The 18,207-nt window shown below is 47.9% G+C and carries 19 protein-coding genes and 1 pseudogene; 1 reads left to right on the top strand and 19 read right to left on the bottom strand.

Annotated features, from left to right (window positions below; translation table 11 throughout):
• The first annotated feature begins 185 nt into the window (after positions 1-185).
• Positions 186-553: pseudogene (locus ACR65H_RS03830) on the top strand (VOC family protein).
• Here the strand turns inward: ACR65H_RS03830 and ACR65H_RS03825 are convergent.
• From ACR65H_RS03825 to ACR65H_RS03735, 19 genes are all read right to left on the bottom strand, one after another.
• A complete protein-coding gene (locus tag ACR65H_RS03825) occupies positions 550-1,500 on the bottom strand; it encodes a hypothetical protein (RefSeq protein ID WP_440498798.1) in 951 nt (316 codons plus the stop codon). The pseudogene ACR65H_RS03830 and the gene ACR65H_RS03825 sit on opposite strands and share 4 nt — an antisense overlap.
• A gap of 84 nt (positions 1,501-1,584) precedes the next feature.
• A complete protein-coding gene (locus tag ACR65H_RS03820; protein WP_440498796.1) occupies positions 1,585-2,061 on the bottom strand; it encodes an acyl-CoA thioesterase in 477 nt (158 codons plus the stop codon).
• Between the two features lie 61 nt (positions 2,062-2,122).
• On the bottom strand, positions 2,123-2,812 hold the full coding sequence (locus tag ACR65H_RS03815; RefSeq protein ID WP_440499205.1) for an ABC transporter ATP-binding protein: 690 nt from the start codon (positions 2,810-2,812) through the stop codon (positions 2,123-2,125).
• 27 nt (positions 2,813-2,839) lie between these two features.
• Positions 2,840-3,586 carry an ATP-binding cassette domain-containing protein gene (locus tag ACR65H_RS03810; protein ID WP_440498794.1) on the bottom strand — a complete coding sequence of 249 codons (747 nt, stop codon included), beginning with the start codon at positions 3,584-3,586 and terminating at the stop codon, positions 2,840-2,842.
• Positions 3,579-4,391 carry an ABC transporter permease gene (locus ACR65H_RS03805; RefSeq protein WP_440498793.1) on the bottom strand — a complete coding sequence of 271 codons (813 nt, stop codon included), beginning with the start codon at positions 4,389-4,391 and terminating at the stop codon, positions 3,579-3,581. The genes ACR65H_RS03810 and ACR65H_RS03805 overlap by 8 nt, the downstream gene beginning before the upstream one ends.
• Entirely contained in the window at positions 4,388-5,359 is a 972-nt protein-coding gene (locus ACR65H_RS03800) for an ABC transporter permease (RefSeq protein ID WP_440498792.1), read from the bottom strand. The genes ACR65H_RS03805 and ACR65H_RS03800 overlap by 4 nt, the downstream gene beginning before the upstream one ends.
• Positions 5,349-6,917 carry an ABC transporter substrate-binding protein gene (locus tag ACR65H_RS03795; protein ID WP_440498791.1) on the bottom strand — a complete coding sequence of 523 codons (1,569 nt, stop codon included), beginning with the start codon at positions 6,915-6,917 and terminating at the stop codon, positions 5,349-5,351. Before ACR65H_RS03795 ends, ACR65H_RS03800 begins: the two co-directional genes overlap by 11 nt.
• A 16-nt stretch (positions 6,918-6,933) precedes the next feature.
• Positions 6,934-7,746 (bottom strand): urease accessory protein UreD, encoded by an 813-nt coding sequence (locus tag ACR65H_RS03790; RefSeq protein ID WP_474760454.1) that lies wholly within the window; start codon positions 7,744-7,746, stop codon positions 6,934-6,936.
• The gene (gene ureG, locus ACR65H_RS03785) at positions 7,733-8,362 is read right to left on the bottom strand and encodes an urease accessory protein UreG (RefSeq protein ID WP_440498789.1); all 630 of its coding nucleotides are present in this window, start codon (positions 8,360-8,362) and stop codon (positions 7,733-7,735) included. The genes ACR65H_RS03790 and ureG overlap by 14 nt, the downstream gene beginning before the upstream one ends.
• Positions 8,363-8,380: 18 nt before the next feature.
• A complete protein-coding gene (locus ACR65H_RS03780; protein WP_440498788.1) occupies positions 8,381-9,121 on the bottom strand; it encodes an urease accessory protein UreF in 741 nt (246 codons plus the stop codon).
• On the bottom strand, positions 9,063-9,509 hold the full coding sequence (locus ACR65H_RS03775; protein WP_440498787.1) for an urease accessory protein UreE: 447 nt from the start codon (positions 9,507-9,509) through the stop codon (positions 9,063-9,065). Before ACR65H_RS03775 ends, ACR65H_RS03780 begins: the two co-directional genes overlap by 59 nt.
• 36 nt (positions 9,510-9,545) lie before the next feature.
• Positions 9,546-11,261, bottom strand: a complete 1,716-nt coding sequence (ureC, locus tag ACR65H_RS03770; protein ID WP_440498786.1) for an urease subunit alpha — start codon at positions 11,259-11,261, stop codon at positions 9,546-9,548.
• The gene (gene ureB, locus ACR65H_RS03765) at positions 11,262-11,627 is read right to left on the bottom strand and encodes an urease subunit beta (RefSeq protein WP_440498784.1); all 366 of its coding nucleotides are present in this window, start codon (positions 11,625-11,627) and stop codon (positions 11,262-11,264) included.
• Positions 11,628-11,644: 17 nt separating this feature from the next.
• Positions 11,645-11,947, bottom strand: a complete 303-nt coding sequence (ureA, locus tag ACR65H_RS03760; protein ID WP_440498783.1) for an urease subunit gamma — start codon at positions 11,945-11,947, stop codon at positions 11,645-11,647.
• A 492-nt stretch (positions 11,948-12,439) separates the two neighbouring features.
• Positions 12,440-13,453 (bottom strand): ABC transporter ATP-binding protein, encoded by a 1,014-nt coding sequence (locus tag ACR65H_RS03755; protein ID WP_440498781.1) that lies wholly within the window; start codon positions 13,451-13,453, stop codon positions 12,440-12,442.
• Positions 13,454-14,398: a C40 family peptidase gene (locus ACR65H_RS03750; RefSeq protein WP_440498780.1), complete on the bottom strand. Its 945-nt coding sequence runs from the start codon at positions 14,396-14,398 to the stop codon at positions 13,454-13,456.
• Entirely contained in the window at positions 14,395-15,501 is a 1,107-nt protein-coding gene (locus ACR65H_RS03745; protein ID WP_440498778.1) for a mandelate racemase/muconate lactonizing enzyme family protein, read from the bottom strand. The genes ACR65H_RS03750 and ACR65H_RS03745 overlap by 4 nt, the downstream gene beginning before the upstream one ends.
• Positions 15,502-16,425 (bottom strand): S66 peptidase family protein, encoded by a 924-nt coding sequence (locus ACR65H_RS03740; protein ID WP_440498777.1) that lies wholly within the window; start codon positions 16,423-16,425, stop codon positions 15,502-15,504.
• A 107-nt stretch (positions 16,426-16,532) separates the two neighbouring features.
• Positions 16,533-18,200 carry a peptide ABC transporter substrate-binding protein gene (locus ACR65H_RS03735; RefSeq protein WP_440498776.1) on the bottom strand — a complete coding sequence of 556 codons (1,668 nt, stop codon included), beginning with the start codon at positions 18,198-18,200 and terminating at the stop codon, positions 16,533-16,535.
• Positions 18,201-18,207: the final 7 nt, after the last annotated feature.

Below are 18,207 nucleotides of genomic sequence, written 5' to 3'. Positions count from 1 at the left end.
TTCCTCAGCTTGCCAAATGCATTTAGCGCTCTAGAAGTCGTTACAGATGCTTTCACCGTCGCAACTTATTATAAAAACAATTTACTATAATGAAATCTTATACATATTGTTTCATTTCCCGTCATAGCTTCTCTTGAAAAACTCATCTACACTGTACATAACAAAACAAAAAGGGGCGAAATACGATGACTCAATTTTTCACTGGCATCGACCATATCCAAATCGCGGCACCTCCTCAGTCTGAAGAGCAGGCACGCGAATTTTACGGCAAGCTGCTTGGCATGGAAGAAATTCCGAAGCCGGAAAACTTGCAAGGGCGCGGCGGATGCTGGTTCAAATGCGGAGCGCAGGAAGTTCATATTGGCATCCAAGCTGATTTCATGCCTGCCAAAAAAGCGCATCCCGGCTTCACCGTACATGCGCTTGAACAATTGAAATCACGATTGGAAACAGCCGGTTGTTTAATATCAGAAGAACCGCCGATCGCAGGACGTGCCCGTTTCTTTCGCACGACCCGTTCGGCAATCGGATTGAGTTTTTGGAGTTTGATTAAGACACAATAATATCCTTCTCCTGCTGGTCGAGACGCTTCAATTCTTCCATTGCTTCATCGCGTTTTCGCCGCAATTGGTCTTGTACACGGCGGACGTCGTGAAGCACGCTGTTCAGCTTACTTTTTGCGTCCGTAATCCGTGAATGCACCGCCCAGTCGGAGAAGATATTATCAAAGAAAATATCCGTAAACGTGAAAAAGTCGTTATGGTTCACGTTGAAAGATTCTGTTGCGGCATTTTGGACGTCCATCAACTCCGTCTCGTAATGACGAAGAGCCCGTTGTGCGCGGTGCACAAGGTCGTCAGAGCTGTTCATTTCCGAATACTTCATTGCGGAGACGATAAGTCCGCCGCCTAAAAATGTATCCCACATCGACAGCCCTTCCGCATTGCCAAGCTTGTCGAGTGCGGCGTCCAACGCCCGTTTTGCCTTGTCGCCCGCCTCATACGCCTCGTCGATTTCCCTCACCAATGAACGCACCCGCACCCGGTCATCAGCAATTTTCTGCAGTGTGCTATTCGCCGTCGTATCGTTTTGCCGGATCCACGCCTCTTTCTCTTTCAAAAAGTCCTCCCAATCTTCATCTACATAAAGGAAATCATCACGTTTCATCTCTGCGCGCAGCCGCCCGACTTCCGCCTCCAAGTCGGTTACCGTCTTTTCAGCTTCATTGTATTTCAACTCGGCCTCCGCGACTTCATTGATCTCCTTTTCCATTTGTTCATCCCATTTGCCCGTCCACTCTTTGATTTTATTCGCAAATGAAAACTTGCCTAACTTCACGACGTCCTGTTGCTCCTTCGATAGCTGCCGATGCAGGCGATCGCGCAACTGAACCGCTTCTTTATATTGTGCCTCCGCACCTTCCAGCCTTCGTTTCACTCGATTCCGCTCATTCCGGAGCATCGTCAGTTCCATTTGTCGTTCATGTATATCCGCTCTCATTATGCTCACTCCTTTCCTTATATACGGAAAATTCCGTTGAAAGTTTCAAGAAAAAAGCCGCCCATAAAAAGGCGGCGACTTTCATTAATGCTTTATTTCCCTCCGCAGTATCCGGTGATTCCGGCGGGCGGGACCTGTTTCAAATAAGCGTTTTTCCGCTTCGGTTTCCGGATAGACGCCTGGAACCGGAGTCGGTTTGTTGTTTTCATCCATCGCGACCATCGTCAAGAATGATTCGGTCGTCAGTTTTTTCGCGCCTGTCAACAGATCCATCGAGTGCACCGAGACGAAAATTTCCATTGATGTGCGCCCTGTTGAGCTGACGACGGCTTCGAGTTCAAGTACGTCCCCGACTTTGGCGGACGACAAGAAGTCGACCGAATCGATGGAGGCAGTGACGGCAGCCGCCTTGTTCGAATGTTTCATCGCTGTAATAGCGGCAATTTCATCTATGTACGCCAGAACTTTTCCACCAAAAATTGTTTGCATATGGTTTGTGTCCGGCGGCAATACAAGTTTCGAAATGATCGTCCGTGATTGACTCATTGGTCGTTGTTCCATAATCCATCTCCCTCTCAATACTCTTTTCCAGTATACCCACTACTTAATTAGTTGAACAAGCTTACGCGAACAATTGGCGGGAATACGGATGCGTGAATGAAAAACGACCATCCCGTTTCACGCTTTCCTCGACAATCTTTCCGCCTTCCATTACATACACTCGCTCGCATAAATGCTGTACAACTTTTAAGTCATGGGAAATGAAAAGAATTGCCATGCCCGTCTCCCGGTTCAATTTCTGAATGAGCTCGACAATCTCCTTTTGAACTAGACGATCGAGGTTGGACACGATTTCATCGCATATTAAAAGCTTTGGCTCAATTAGCATGGAGCGCAACAAGTTCACGCGCTGCCGCTCACCGCCACTTAACTCCGAAGGGCGCCGATCCAAATGTTTTTCTTCCAAGCCGACCGTTCCAAGCATCAATTTGATATGTGCATCCCGATCGTCTTTCATCGACCGAAGCGGCTCCTTTAAAATATGGCGGACTGTCCAGGAAGGATTCATGGCGGCGGATGCATTTTGGAAGACGATTTGGCAGGCGGCATAGAAATCATCCGTTTCAAAGAATGCAATCGTTCCTTCATCCACAGGCTCTAATCGCATGATGAGGCGTGCCAGCGTGCTTTTTCCGCTGCCGCTTTCGCCGACGATTCCGACAAGCTCCCCTTCACCTACCGACAAATTAATATCGTGAAGAACAGTCTTTCGCTGTTTTCCCTTGCCATAGCTTTTTGAAAGATGTTCCACTTGCAGCAATTTGCCCGCCCCCCTTTCCTAAAATCGGCTATCCAGCAAACGCTTCGTATACTCATGCACGGGTTTCCTAAAGACATCTGCAACAGGTCCCGTTTCTACAACTTCGCCCTTTCGCATGACGATCATATCATCGGCTGTCTCCGCCACGACTTCCAAGTCATGCGTAATAATCAACACCGTCGTTCCGTTTTCATTCAATAGACGGAGCCATTTCAAAAACTCCTTCTGTACAACTTTATCGAGAGCTGATGTCGGTTCATCTGCAATGAGCAAAGTTGGTTCAACATACAAGGCGCAAGCAATCATGCATCGTTGCAGCATCCCTCCGGATAATTCGAATGGATACCGTTCCAAGATTTCTTCGGATAAACTCAGCCTCCTAAGAATCTCCTTCATCTTCTTTAAAAAGCTAGCTTCATCATCGCCGATTCGGCCTGCAGAAAATGCGTAAAGCTGTCGACCTATCTTCACGCTTGGATTATAGCTGTTCAATGGATCTTGAAAGATCGTGAAAAACTCCTGTCTCCGCAAAGCTAAAATATCTTTCTTCGAAGCTTCTAACAGATCCTCGCCTCTGAAACGAATTTCTCCATATACATGCGCACCAATTGGCAATATGCCTAATATGGCTGCAACTGTCATGCTTTTTCCGCTGCCGCTTTCGCCGATCATTGCCGCCACTTTCCCTTTCGGAATGAAAAACGAGCTTTGATTCACAACAGGAGTACCATTAATATTAATCGACAATTCCTTCACCTCAAGCACTGAACCGCCCCCTTTCAGGATCCTTCAACGCTTCCCCGATGAAGTTAATAGATAAGATCGTCATGAAGATCAATATTCCTGGGAAAACACCGATCCACCAAGCGCCGATCAATAAATCATTTTGGGCATTGTATAGCATATTGCCCCACGATGGAACCGCAGGCGGAATGCCGACCCCGAGGAAGCTGAGGGACACTTCAATGAACACGGCACCTGCCAAATTGAAGATCGTCACGACAAAAAGCGGCGGCAGACTATTGCGCAATAGATGACCCGTAATGATTCTCCAAAACGGTGTGCCGAACATTTTCGCCATCTTCACATATTCCGTGTCCTTTAGCCGGATGAATTCCGAGCGGACAATCCGAGCGGTTGTGAACCAGCCCGTCACGCCAATAATAAATGTCATCCCCCACATTCCGCCTTGCATGATCGCCTGAAATGCTAAGACGAATATGAGGGATGGGATTGAAATAAGGGCTTCCAAAATCCGCATCATGACACTATCGGTCCAGCCGCCTACATATCCGCTAATTCCTCCATATAGGACGCCGATTACAAATGACAAGGCGACCGACAAGCACGCGACAGCCAATGTCACCTTTCCACCTTGCAATAAACGAGAATATACATCCCTGCCGAGATGGTCCGTCCCTAACAGATGGCCTTCACCCGGCGGCGCATAAACCGCATCTAAATCCATTTCATTTACAGGTTGTGTTGCCAAAAAATCCGAAAACAACGTCAAAGCGAGTATCAAACCTAAAAGCGAGCACCAGAAGACAAGTTTCTTCCACGATTTCATACGCCCACCTCCCTTTTCCGGAGTTTCGGGTCGAGGACATACATGAGCACATCAATGATAAAAAGGCTGATGACGACAATCAAACCAGTCAGCATAATGCCGCCCATAAGCAACGGATAATCCTTCACCATGACCGATTTCACGAGCAATTGTCCGATGCCCGACCAGGAAAATAATGCTTCCACAATGACAGAGCCTCCGAAAAATGAAGGGATCGTGACTCCGAGATAATTCAAATATGGGATAAAGGCATTCCGTAAAACTCCTCGCCTAATTTCCCTTTCCTCAACACCGTTCGCCCTTGCCGCCATCACATAATAGCTTGCAATTTCGGATTTCACGCTTTCTTGGAGAAAGCGTGCGTAAAGTCCGACATGCGTTAAGACAATGACAGCTGCAGGCATGAGGAGATGTTTCATTTTATCACCAAAACCGCCATCCCCTCCTAGGCTTCTCGTACCGGACGACGGCAAGACACCTAGTGTAACAGCGAATATATAAATGAATAAAATTCCGAGCCAAAACGCCGGAATGGAAGAAGATGCGATACTGAATGCCGACAGACCTCGGTCCAGCAACGATCCAGGCCGCATACCCGCCGCCATCCCGAGCCAAATCGACCCCGAAATAATAAAAAACATCGATGCCCCAAACAACAATAACGTATTCGGCAGCCGTTCTCCAAGAATCGCAGCAACAGGGCGGCCCTCTTTCGCAGACATGCCGAGATTCCCTTTCACGGTCTCTTTCAACCATGCCCCGTATTGGACGATCAGCGGACGGTCCAATGCAAAAGCCTTGCTGATCCGCTCTTTTTCTGCGGCAGTCAACGTTTGGGCATTGCCTCCGTAATAGGCAGTCGCGGAACTACCCGGTCCCGCATGCATAATGAAAAAAGAGAGGAAGCTCACGATGAAGAGGACGAGTATCCCCAACATCATGCGCTTCCCGACCCATTTAACGGTCATTCCACTTCCACTCCTCGACATTCCAAAGGAAACCGGAGCCGTGATGACCGAGTGTACGCTCCTTTACACCTTCGATATTTCCGTGAATGCCATAAACTGCATTGACATATGCGATGAATGCGAATGCCGGATCGTTCGCCAATTCTTCTTGGAAGTCCATATAGCTAGTCTTCCTTTCCTGCTCATCCATTGACAAACGACCTTTTTCAAGCAATGCATCTACTTTTTTATTCGAATAACTTCCGTAATTATAACCGGATCCTGTCAAGCTTGATTCCGAAGAATGGAACAAACTATACGTATGATGATCCGCGTCATACGGACTGCCCCATCCGATCATGAAAGCGTCTGTCTCTTCAATCGTGATGGCACTCCAATCAAGCGCCGCCACGTTGACATCCGCTCCGATCGACTTGAAGCCTTCCGCAACATAGTTCGCCATATTGACGCGCACCGCATCGGAAGCAGGAGCTGTGATTGTAAAGCTCAGCTTCTTACCGTCTCTATAGCGGAAACCGTCTTCTGATTTTTTCCAACCGGCTTCATCCAGCAAGGATTCGGCATGTGCGATATCAAAGCTGTATTTTTCGATGTTTTCATTATGAAAAGCATGTTTTTGAAGAGGCGAATAAGCCACTTTCCCATACCCTTTCAAAATACCTTTCACAATTTGCGCTCGATCGATGGCGTAGCTGAATGCCTGCCGCACCCGTACATCTTGCCATACATCATTTTGCATATTGAAAAGGATTCCTCGGTAGTCCGCGGTATCGATATTGTAAATCTTCACATAATCCCGTTTCTCCAGTTCACCGACTTGTACCGGGTCGAGCAATGCAATATCGACTTCTCCCGAAGCTAATTGCAAGGCCCTTACATTGCTGTCAGGAATGAATTTGAAAATGACTTTCTCGATGGATGGCTTCGTGCCATAAAATTGCTCATACGCTTTCAACGTCAAGCTATTTCCCCGATCCCATCGGTCGAACTGATAAGGCCCTGCACCGATCGGATGGCTATTGAAATCTGCTGTCCGCATATCCACGCCGTCAAACGCATGCTTTGGCAATATCGGCAACGTCAATTTATCCAATATCGGCGTGAAAGGGTGCTTCAGCTTCAGTTCAAATTCATAGTCGTCGATCTTCTTCAAGGATTCTACTTCATTGAAATCGGACTTCAAGAACGATGAATTCTTGTCATCCAAAACACTCTCAATTGTAAAGATGACATCGTCCGCAGTTAGCGGTTCACCATCATGAAATCGGATGTCCTCTCTTAACTTGAATGTGTACGTCAATTTGTCATCCGTCATAGTGAACGACTCTGCAATATCCTCTTTCGGTACATTGTTTTCGTCAAAGCGGAACAGCCCGCGGAATAGAAGCGCGTCCAAATTCGTCTCCTCAAGGAGCGGATTCAATCCATCAAACTCTGATTCCGAAGCATAAATAAGACTGTTTTCTTTCACGACAGACGTCTCTTTTTTCCCGCAGCCTGCAATGGCAACGAGCATGATTACTCCAATTAACACTATCATCAGTTTTTGTTTATACATAGTTTCCCTCGCACTTTCATATGAGCGCCGACAATTCGGAAAAGACACGTTTCAATTCCTGCTGCAGTCTCCATTGATTGACCCCAAGAAAACGGCAATGCACCGCATTTCCAGCTAGTCTGGTAACGCCTGCACGTAATCCGTCGCCAACGTTCATCGCTTCCTGAATCGCCCGTAGATCAATTTTGTCCGCTTCATCGGAAACGAGCCAAATGGATCCGACATACAATGCCTCTTCAAGTAAACCAAGCTTATGCAGATGTAGATTTTCTGGGACGAAATGAATGCTGTCGAAGGCGAGCAGCTCCTCATCGACATAAATCTTCATCATTGATTTTAATGAAGAGAAATCGAATACTTCCCCGCGCATCTCCCGGCCAGGAGCGAGAATTTCCCCCCAAAGCAAAGTTGAGCCCTTTGCCAAACGGATCGTCGTTTCCATTTGAAACTTGGAATCTGCGAATGGGATGATCACTTCAGGCATCCATTCAAGACGAGCGTCTTCTGCGACCTCCACATCTATCGATTGTACGCAAGTTTCACCTGTATGGGACCTGTATACCTTTAACGCCGATTGCTGGATGATTCTTGCTTTGCTACCGGGCAGTAGGCGGATTGAAATGTCATTCCGGTCGCCTGCCACCATTCCACCCGACGACTCCATCAAATAGACCGTCGCCGTAGGGTCATTACCTTCGTATAACTCACGGCTCGCCTTCAATGGAGGCTGCTGGAATACATGCGTCAACCGGGTGTAGCCTCTTCTCGGCTCAAACACCATATCCAGCACTCCATTATGGTGTCGACGAGCAACTTTACTCGCCAGCACTTGAAGTCCCTGCGCCTTCTAGCAACATATTCCGTTTGATCCAATTGACGATCTGGTCGACATTTTTCCGTGTACGGACGTCCGCGAGAACGTAAGGGCGGCCGCCTCGCATCTTCTTCACGTCGCTCTCGTACAATTCAAGATCAACGCCGACATGCGGAGCAAGGTCAGTTTTATTGACCAATAAAAGATCGGATCTCGTTAACGCCGGGCCTCCTTTTCTAGGAATATCTTGTCCTTCTGCAACATCGATTACATATATATACCCATCTACAAGCTCAGGGCTGAATGTCGCGGACAGGTTATCGCCGCCGCTCTCAACGAAAATGATGTCAAGATCATTGAAACGTTCCTTCAACTCATCGATTGCCGCGAAGTTCATAGACGCATCTTCACGGATTGCGGTATGCGGGCATCCGCCAGTCTCTACTCCGAGAATCCTGTTTTCATTCAACACACCGTGATTCATGAGGAATTGCGCATCCTCACGTGTATAAATATCATTCGTAATCACTGCAACGTTATAATCTTCATGCATTGCGCGGGTCAGTGCGTCGACGAGCGATGTTTTGCCCGATCCGACGGGACCCCCGATTCCGATACGTACTGGTTTCATATATAGAAACGCCTCCTGTCATGAAATAAATAATCTTGAAAATAAATATTCGTGCTTCATTGATGCAAGCTCAATGCCTAACGCATTGTTACTAATATCCGATTCTTGCAAACCGGCAACAATTCCGGCAGCTACAACGACTTCTTCAGCCAATTGATGCATTGCCTGCACACCCGTATTTTGTCCGAACGGCACTGCACGCACTGCGTTTTGGACAAGCCCGTTCACCGATGAAAATAAATACGATAGGACTGCATAATGAGCCTCCATATCATTGACAGCGCAATAAATTCCGTAAAGGATTGCATAATGCCCTTTTATTTCATTCGCATCGATCCGGTTTTTCCACTCGTCGAAAAAGGCATCCTCGACGAGCGGTGAAACTGTTTTGATGAACTGCCTGCCCAAATTGACACTCGCATCGCGGGATTCTTTTGCAAGTTTGATGGCCCCGCAAAGATTTTCCAAATGCAACAGCCGATCCGTATCACGTTGCTTTGCAGCCTTATACGCTTCCTGAATGAGAATAGCATCGCCATATACGAGATTTTGATGGAGGAAAGTCGTGCAAAAGTCAATCAGCTCTTCTTTCTTCCGGATAATATCTTCCTGGATATACGTTTCCATTCCGTATGATTGCGTATAGGTGCCGATCGGGAATGCTGAATCGTGAATTTGAAGCAAACGCAAAAACTGAATATCAGTGGGAATGGCCACGGTATTTGAAAGGTTGTTTGAATCTTCGTTCTGTCGTCTCATAGTCCACACCCACCTCATCCAATAATGGCGCCAACGTGTGATCTGCGCGGACGACAATTTCATCTTTTTCGATTAACGCTGGAGTATGGCGATTGCCAAGCTCGAATGCAGCTTTGCCCATTTCGACCATATCTTTCGGACGAATGACGATGACCGGTTCCATCTTCGTCCGGATCACGATGCATCGCTCGTCGTCTTCGAACAGCAAGTCACCGTATTTCAAAGGCTCTTCCTGATCGATGCGCAATGCGACATCCGTACCTTCTGTCGATTCCGTACGCAAAATTCGTTTGCTTAATTCTTCCCATTCGAGTTCGACCCATTCGATGCGTTTTCCTGGGATTTCTTCTGTATCACCGATATTGCATATGATTTTTTCAATTAGCATCTTGTATTCTCCTTCATAGCTAAGACTGGGGTTTTATTAGAATAAAAAATACCTCTGCGCCATTGGCAGTACGTCTACCGGTTCGCACGTGGCGAGTTCGCCGTCGATTTTCACTTCATATGTCTCCGGGTCGACGTCAATTACGGGCATTTCGCTATTATGCTTCATGTCCGCCTTTGATACGTTACGACAATTTTTCACCGTTCCAATCATCTTTTTCAGCCCCAGCTGTTCCGGAAGTCCTTCTTCCACTGCGATTTTTGGCAGGAATGTCATTGCGGCATTTTGAGGACCTTGTCCATGGTAGCCGTACATCCGGCGGCCCATTAAAGGCTGTGGAGTTGGAATGGAAGCATTCGGATCGCCCGTCATTGCATACACCGCGATGCCGCCTTTAATAACAACTTGTGCTTTTACGCCGAAAAATGCGGGATCCCATAAAACGATATCCGCCAATTTCCCTTCTTCAATGGAACCGATCTCATGCGAAATTCCTTGGGCAATCGCAGGGTTGATCGTATATTTTGAAATGTATCGCTTAACGCGGTAATTATCATGGCCCTTTCCTTCATCTTGTGGAAGCGGACCTCGCTGCTTCTTCATCTTATCCGCCGTCTGCCATGTCCGTATCGCCACTTCACCAACGCGGCCCATAGCTTGGGAGTCGGATGACATGATGCTCAAAATTCCAAGATCCTGCATTATGTCCTCTGCAGCGATTGTTTCCGGACGGATTCGCGAGTCTGCGAAAGCGACATCTTCCGCCACATCACGCTTCAAATGGTGGCAAACCATGAGCATGTCCATATGCTCATCAATCGTATTGACTGTAAAAGGTTTCGTCGGATTTGTCGAAGCCGGCAATACATTCGGCAATGATGCCATCTTCAACTGGTCAGGCGCATGACCTCCGCCAGCACCTTCCGTATGGAAAACGTGGATGACCCGTCCATCAATCGCATTGATCGTATCCTCGACAAAACCAGCTTCATTCAACGTATCGGAGTGCAGAGCGATCTGAATGTCATATTCATCCGCCACTTTCAAGCTTTGATCTAATGCCGACGGAGTTGCCCCCCAGTCCTCATGGATTTTCATGCCAATTGCACCCGCTCGGACTTGTTCAACAAGCGGTTCTGGAAAAGCAGCGCTACCTTTCCCGAAAATACCTATATTCAACGGAATGTCTTCAATTTGCTGAAGCATCCGATGCAAATGCCATTTCCCCGGCGTCACTGTCGTCGCAGTTGAACCAGATGCCGGACCTGTCCCACCACCAATGAATGTTGTCGTTCCTGCATTCAATGCCACATCCACCTGCTGCGGGCTAATGAGGTGGATATGTGTGTCGACCGCACCCGCTGTCGCGATCAAGCCTTCGCCGCCGTACACTTCCGTGCCGACTCCGATAATCATGCCTTGATCGACACCATCCATTGTATTCGGATTTCCCGCCTTGCCAATGCCGACGATCCTTCCATTCTTTATCCCAATATCCGCCTTCACAATCCCTGTATAGTCAATGATCGTCGCATTTGTAATGACCGTATCAAGCACGCCTTCGTCGGACGTCTTCTCGCTGTTCTGTCCCATTGACACGCGAAGGGATTTACCACCGCCGAAAATGCCTTCATCTCCATACGTCGTATAATCCTTTTCGATTTCAATCCATAAATCGGTATCCGCTAAACGAACCTTGTCGCCCACAGTCGGGCCGAACATTCTTGCATACTGTTCATGTGTAATTCTCACTTAACTGTCAGCTCCTTTAAATCCGCCATCCGATGCCTTCTCTACAATCTCATCTCTTTTATGAGTGGAACCTTCTGTCAATTTATTCAAACCGAACACATGGCGCTTCCCGCCAAACTCGACAAGCTCCACTTCCTTCTCCTCGCCCGGCTCAAAACGCACCGCTGTCCCTGAAGGTATGTTCAAATGCATTCCGACCGCCTGCTCACGGTCGAATTCAAGAAATTTATTCACCTCTATGAAATGGAAATGAGACCCGACTTGAATCGGACGGTCACCTGTATTTGCGACCTTCACCGTCTTCACATCACGCCCCACGTTAATTTCAATCCATCCTTCAGCAGCCTTGATCTCTCCTGGTTTCAAACGAAAAACCCCCTCTATTATTGAATTGGGTGATGCACCGTAACCAATTTTGTTCCGTCCGGAAATGTGCACTCAATCTGCACATCCTTCACCATATCTTCGACGCCTTCCATCACATCATCCGCTGTCAGCAACTGCTTTCCTTCACTCATCAACTGACCGACGGACTTACCATCACGAGCGCCTTCCATAATAAAATGACAAATAAGAGCCACAGCCTCAGGGTAATTCAACTTTACCCCACGGGCCTTCCGCTTCAGCGCAAGCTCTCCCGCCACGTGCAACATCAATTTTTCCTGTTCAACTGGTGATAACTTCAACAAAAAACACCCCCGAATTATAATCAGACATTTTCGACAACTAAAGACAGTATTCTACTCCGTCTGCCTTTCCTATTCAATTTTTTCGAATTCTTGTGTCTTGCAAGAGTATGCAATATAGGGCTGGCGCAGCCCGATTGATTGGGACCTGGCGCGATGCAGGCCGATAGAGGGAAAAGAGGAATTACAACGATACTATTATAAGATAACCAAATATCCTTGGCAACATTAACGGAAACAGGAAATTTTTCCTTGGAAATCGCGCCGTTGGCAATGCCAGAGCCCATACAGCTTCCCGCGCAGCAATCCTCCGTGTATCGGTTATGTTTTGCGCGATTTTTTCACGTATACGCGAGTTTGAGGGTGTTTTGCGCGAGTACCAGAAGATAATGCTCAAGTTTCGGCCAGTTATGGCGCAATTTGGCGTAGTTATGCTCATCTCGGGACTATCGATCCATTCGATAAACCATAAAAAAATCGTCCTGATCATAATCAGGACGACCCTACTGGAATCTTTACCGCATCCGACCGCTTCATCACTTCCTCATCATGCAAGTGACAAGCGACGAAATGCCCTTCTTCCTTTTCAAGCCATTTCGGCTTCAACTCTCCGCACACCGGCATCGCATACGGACAGCGTGTCCGGAACACACAGCCAGATGGCGGATTAATCGGACTTGGCAGCTCACCTTTTAATAAAATCCGTTCACGCGACTCCTCGATATCCGGATCTGGAATTGGAATCGCCGATAACAACGCTTCCGTGTAAGGGTGAAGCGGCTTGTCATAAAGCTGCGCGCTCGTAGTGAGCTCTACCATATGCCCTAAATACATAACGCCGATCCTGCTGGAAATGTATTTGACCATCGACAGATCATGTGCGATGAATAAATACGTCAAGCCCTTCTCCCGCTGCAGACGTTGAAGTAGTTTAACGACTTGCGCTTGCACGGACACATCGAGCGCGGAAATCGGCTCATCAGCGATGATGAATTCCGGGTCAAGAGCCAGTGAACGGGCGATGCCGATACGTTGCCGTTGACCGCCGGAAAACTCATGCGGGTAACGGTTCGCATGATCCCGGTTCAAGCCGACATCCTCAAGCAATTCATTGACACGTGCTCTCATCTCCGCTTGCGTCTTGTACATCCCATGGATTTGCATCGGCTCCGAAATAATTTCATACACAGTGGAACGGGGATTCAATGATGCGTACGGATCTTGGAAGATCATCTGCATTTTCTTTAAAAAGCGCTGCCGTTCACTGTCAGTCATCGTATGGACACTTCGTCCCTCGTAGAGAACTTCGCCGTCCGTTTTATTGTACAGGCCTAGGATTGTCCGGCCCGCTGTCGATTTGCCGCAGCCCGATTCGCCGACAAGCCCGAACGTCTCTCCTCTGAAAATGTCAAAACTGATACCGTCGACAGCCTTCAGCTTCAATCCTTTGCCTACATCAAAATGGCGTTTCAAATCCTTTACGGATAAAATCACATCGTGAGCCATTCAATTTCCCCCTTCATCTTTGCCATACCGGCGGACTGCGCATAATTCCCGCTCCAGCTTCGAACCTGCAAGCTTTACTAGCTCGATCGACTGCCCTGTTGAAGGAGAATGAAGAAGCAATCCATTTCCATAATAAAACCCGACATGACGGACGTTTCCTTTTCCTTCGTCATTTGCGAAGAATAGCAAATCTCCTTTTTCCCAATGCTCCGGCTTATCCATCGGCACTTCCTCGCCGCTTCTCGCCTGATCGCCCGCATCCCGTGGGATGAAATGCCCGCAAGCTTTCAGCATATTGTACGTGAAGCCGGAGCAATCAAAGCCGTACGAGGACATGCCACCCCAGAAATATGGAAGATCCAAATAGGCAAGGCCCTCTTCGACAGCGGCCGCCGCTTTCCGCTTTTTAAATTGATGGACGGATGAGGCCCGCACGATATCCGTTTTCAAAACTAATGCGTCCCCATCAGGTGTTTGCACATGGAAGTAGTCGTCGCTTTCATCGGTCAGCGGCAAAATCGTATTGAACGGAACAATGATAAAAGGCGTCCCGTCCGGATTCCATAATTGCGATTTTGGGACCGACACTCTTACGAATCCACCGGCCTCTGCAAGTGGCGATGCCTTTTTCAATTGGCGCAACGGCACCCACCCCGGATAGCCGCGTTCATCCTTCTTTGACGGCTGCCAGACGGCAATCACCTTCGCCCATTCACCTTCGATTTCGTCAACGATGACAGGTTCACCGTACAAAATTTGCGTCTGCACTCGATTGCCGTTGCACAAGTCCAGCCGTTCTTCATATGCAAGCTTCTCCAGCCATTTGTTCAGTTGAAGCGGATTAGAAATACCGTCAACGTCCATCTCCCGCGCCGACTCTGGTGAAGTCCAAACAGTCGCGACCGGCACTGCGCATGCGTACATATTCACTGTCAACTCCGTCATTGTCCTGTCCCCTTCCCGATCAGTTCCATTCCTTCCTGATCCAATCCGAGCCCTGGCCCTTCAGGCAGCCGGATGACCCTTCCGTCATAGACGATGCCGCCTGCGACAATATCCTTTGCCAACATAAGCGGTGCATCGAAATCGAATCTAGTAATGTTCGGCTGGCTAGCAGCAAAATGGGCTGTAGCTGTTATACCGAGCTTCGTCTCGATCATGCTGCCGACCATGCATTCAACGCCGTACGTTTCCGCCAATGCATTGATCTTTAATGCCTCGTGGATTCCACCCGATTTCATTAGTTTAATATTAATCAAATCTGCCGCCCGACGCTCCAATACATGGAGTGCATCTTTCGCGGAAAACACGCTTTCATCCGCCATGATCGGTGTGAGTGTATGATTTGTCACATACAATAGCCCATCGATATCATCTGCAAGCACTGGCTGTTCAATCAATTCAATATCGAGCCCTGCGTCCTCCATCTTTCCAATCGCAAAGATCGCTTCCTTCGGCTTCCACCCTTGGTTCGCATCGAGCCGAATTTTTGGTGCCGCCCCTACTCGTTCCCGAATCGCCCGGATTCGCTCAATATCTTCGTTAATGTCCCCGATGCCGACTTTCACTTTCAATACGTTAAAGCCTTCAGCAATATAACGCTCTGCATCATCTGCCATTTCAGCCGCATCGTTGACACTCACCGTGAAGTCGGTTTCAATTTCGCTTCTGTTCCCACCAAGCAATTGATAGAGCGGTATGCCCGCTAACTGCCCAAGCAGGTCATGGATGGCCATGTCTACAGCGGCTTTTGCACTTGTATTGCGGACGATTGACCGTTTCACCAGGCGGAATATCTCCTCGCGATTCCGAACATCCTTCCCTACTAAAAGCGGCGCAATCACCTCTTCAATCGCGTATGTAATGCTTCCGAGGGAATCGCCTGTAATAACGTGGGTCGGAGGCGCTTCTCCCCAACCGGTGCGTCCGTCTTCACAAGTCACTTTCACGTAGATGGCATATGCTGTCGTCACTGTCCGAAGCGCCGTTTTAAACGGCTTCGTCAACGGGACAGCGACGGGAATTGTTTCGATTGAGCGGATGCGCATTCATTCCACCCCCGGTAAAATCGTCAATGTCTTTTGATCTGCGTCCAGCTTTGCGGCGACCCCTAGGGGAATCGCGAAATGCGGCTCGCAGTGACCTATCTTGAAGCCCTCCACAACCGGCTTTGCTAATCCGCCCAAATAATGGTGGAACACGTCATCCAATGACAAGGTCCTCTGCTGTTTCTTTGGTTCTACATCCGAGAAATCCCCGATAACGATTCCAGCTGCATCTGACAGTTTCCCCGCCATTCGCAATTGGTTCAACATCCCATCGACTCGGTACGGCTCCTCTCCAACGTCTTCGATGAATAGCAGCTTCCCTTTCGTGTCGATTTCAAATTTCGTCCCGATCGTATCCGCAAGCAGTGACAGATTCCCTCCGACAAGCTCGCCTTGCGCACTGCCACTTGCAAGTACGTTTAACGGGGAAATCTCCTCGGTATAATGTAGCTCCATCGGTTCGAACAATTGCCGGAACATTTTTGCGGAGAGTTCATGGAAAGTGTCCTTTCCGACACAAGATGCAAGCATCGGACCATGAAAGGTGACAAGGTTCGAATACAGGCCGATTGCCGTATGGAGGAATGTAATGTCGCTGAATCCCCAAAACACTTTCGGGTTTTCCCGAATCAACTGCAAATCCAGCCGATCCGTGTAGCGAGCCGAACCATATCCGCCCCCCGCACAAATGATGCCGCTGATGGACGGGTCCGCGAACATGTCTTCCAAGTCTTGCAGCCTTTCATCATCCGAACCTGCTAAATAACCATTGACATTATTTACATGTCGCCCGAATTTCCATTTCAGTCCAAGCTGTTCAAGAAAAGCGAGAGAGCGTTCTAGATTGGCTTGATTCGGAGGGCTTGAAGGAGCAACGATTCCAATCGTATCCCCTGCATGCAGCCTTTTCGGTCGTATTCTCAATCTCCGGCACCTCTTTCCATTAATAATCATTGTTAACATGGATATCTTTATCCAAATACGCATAATTAGAAAATCGCGGCGCCATGAAGGACACCGCGACTTGTTCATTAGTTCTTATCCGCGTATTTCAAATCGACATAGCCGACAGGGTGACGCAGGATACCGGATACGCCCGGTTTTTCAAGTGATGTCTGGTTGTAGAAGTATAGTGGGAATACAGGCATTTCATCCATGAGAAGCGTGTCTGCCTGTTTCAGTAATTCCCAACGTTTATTTTCGTCAGTTTCATTTTTGATGTCCGCGATGAGCTTGTCATATTCCGCATTCGACCATGTTGTACGGTTCATCGAAGAGCCAGTAATGAAGCTTTCGAGCGCGTTCACAGGGTCAGCATAGTCATGCAAGAAAGAAGAACGGGACATTTGGTATTTGAACTCTTTTTGCTCTGAAAGGAATACTCCGCTTTCAACATTTTGAAGCTCTGCGTCAACTCCGAGCACTTCCTTAAACTTGGATTGAAGAGCAATCGCGATGTTCTGGTGTGATTCGCTCGTAGAATAAGAAATTGTCACTTTCGGAAGCTCTGAATAGCCTTCCTCTTTCATACCTTCTTCCAAAAGTTGTTTTGCTTTTTCCGGATCGAAGGAGACGAGGTCGCCTACGGAATCACGGAATTCTTGACCATCCGGTCCGATGAAGCCATATGTGACGAAGCCATGTGCTGGCTTCTCGCCATTTTTCGTTACAAAATTGACGATTTCTTCTTGATCAACCGCAAATGCAAATGCTTGGCGGATCTTTTTGTTCGTAAATGGTTCCATTGAAGTGTTAAAACGATAGAAATACAAGCCCGCTTGGTCATCGATGCGTAGCTCTTCACTATCCTTCAACTGATCAGCAATTTCAGATGGTACGCCTGTTACATCCAATTCATTAGCTTGATACATTTGATAAGCTGTCGTTGAGTCGTTCACCATTGCCCAGTGAACTTTATCCAACTTAACAGCCCCTGCATCCCAGTAATGTTCGTTCTTTTCAAATTCGAAGCTGACATCGTGGTCCCATGCAGTCAATTTGAACGGCCCATTCCCTACGAATGTTGCAGCTTCTGTATGCCAAGCTGGATCAGCAGACGCTACTTTTTCATTGATTGGGAAGAAGCTTGGATTTGTAATAATGTTCAAGAATGCTTCGTTTGGTGCAGTTAATTTGACGACGAACGTCTTGTCATCTTGAGCTTCGATAGCGATGTCATCAGCGGAGCCTTCTCCGTTATTGTATGCTTCCGCTCCTTCGATAAAGTAAGCTAGGAACGCTGCTGGAGACGCTGTTTCCGGATTCAACATGTGCTTCCATGCAAATACGAAGTCACCTGCTACAACCGGATCTCCGTTGGACCACTTCGCGCCATCGCGGATTGTGAATGTGTACGTTAATCCGTCTTCGGAAATGTCGATTTTTTCAGCTGTTGCCTCGACCGCTTTATGGTCTTCATCAAGGCGTGTCAAACCTTCCATGATATTATTGAGAGCGCTCCAAGACACTGCGTTGAATCCGATGGACGGATCGAACGATGTCGGCTCTTCCCCGTTGTTCATTAAGAGGATTTTCTCCCCGGAAGTTGCCTCTTCTGTCTTGCCTTCTTCTTTCCCATCATCCGTCGATGTAGTATCCGCCGGTTCTTCCGGTTCCTTGCCTGCGTCCTTGTTCGCGGTACATGCTGCAAGTACGAGTGCAAGCATTGCCACCATCAAGAATGTCAACCATTTCTTCATTTCAATA

The organism is Sporosarcina sp. SAFN-015, from assembly GCF_059415085.1.
The sequence above is the reverse complement of the archived record's forward strand: the minus strand, read 5'-3'. Positions and strand labels throughout refer to the sequence as shown.

What these genes read in the sequence shown, in the direction of transcription:
- ACR65H_RS03755 (WP_440498781.1), bottom strand. Translation starts at nt 13,453, where the DNA reads ATGGCTCACGATGTGATTTTATCCGTAAAGGATTTGAAACGCCATTTT.
- ureG (WP_440498789.1), bottom strand. Translation starts at nt 8,362, where the DNA reads ATGAAACCAGTACGTATCGGAATCGGGGGTCCCGTCGGATCGGGCAAA.
- ACR65H_RS03735 (WP_440498776.1), bottom strand. Translation starts at nt 18,200, where the DNA reads ATGAAGAAATGGTTGACATTCTTGATGGTGGCAATGCTTGCACTCGTA.
- ACR65H_RS03745 (WP_440498778.1), bottom strand. Translation starts at nt 15,501, where the DNA reads ATGCGCATCCGCTCAATCGAAACAATTCCCGTCGCTGTCCCGTTGACG.
- ACR65H_RS03750 (WP_440498780.1), bottom strand. Translation starts at nt 14,398, where the DNA reads ATGACGGAGTTGACAGTGAATATGTACGCATGCGCAGTGCCGGTCGCG.
- ACR65H_RS03795 (WP_440498791.1), bottom strand. Translation starts at nt 6,917, where the DNA reads ATGTATAAACAAAAACTGATGATAGTGTTAATTGGAGTAATCATGCTC.
- ACR65H_RS03820 (WP_440498796.1), bottom strand. Translation starts at nt 2,061, where the DNA reads ATGGAACAACGACCAATGAGTCAATCACGGACGATCATTTCGAAACTT.
- ACR65H_RS03825 (WP_440498798.1), bottom strand. Translation starts at nt 1,500, where the DNA reads ATGAGAGCGGATATACATGAACGACAAATGGAACTGACGATGCTCCGG.
- ACR65H_RS03780 (WP_440498788.1), bottom strand. Translation starts at nt 9,121, where the DNA reads ATGAGACGACAGAACGAAGATTCAAACAACCTTTCAAATACCGTGGCC.
- ACR65H_RS03800 (WP_440498792.1), bottom strand. Translation starts at nt 5,359, where the DNA reads ATGACCGTTAAATGGGTCGGGAAGCGCATGATGTTGGGGATACTCGTC.
- ACR65H_RS03775 (WP_440498787.1), bottom strand. Translation starts at nt 9,509, where the DNA reads ATGCTAATTGAAAAAATCATATGCAATATCGGTGATACAGAAGAAATC.
- ACR65H_RS03805 (WP_440498793.1), bottom strand. Translation starts at nt 4,391, where the DNA reads ATGAAATCGTGGAAGAAACTTGTCTTCTGGTGCTCGCTTTTAGGTTTG.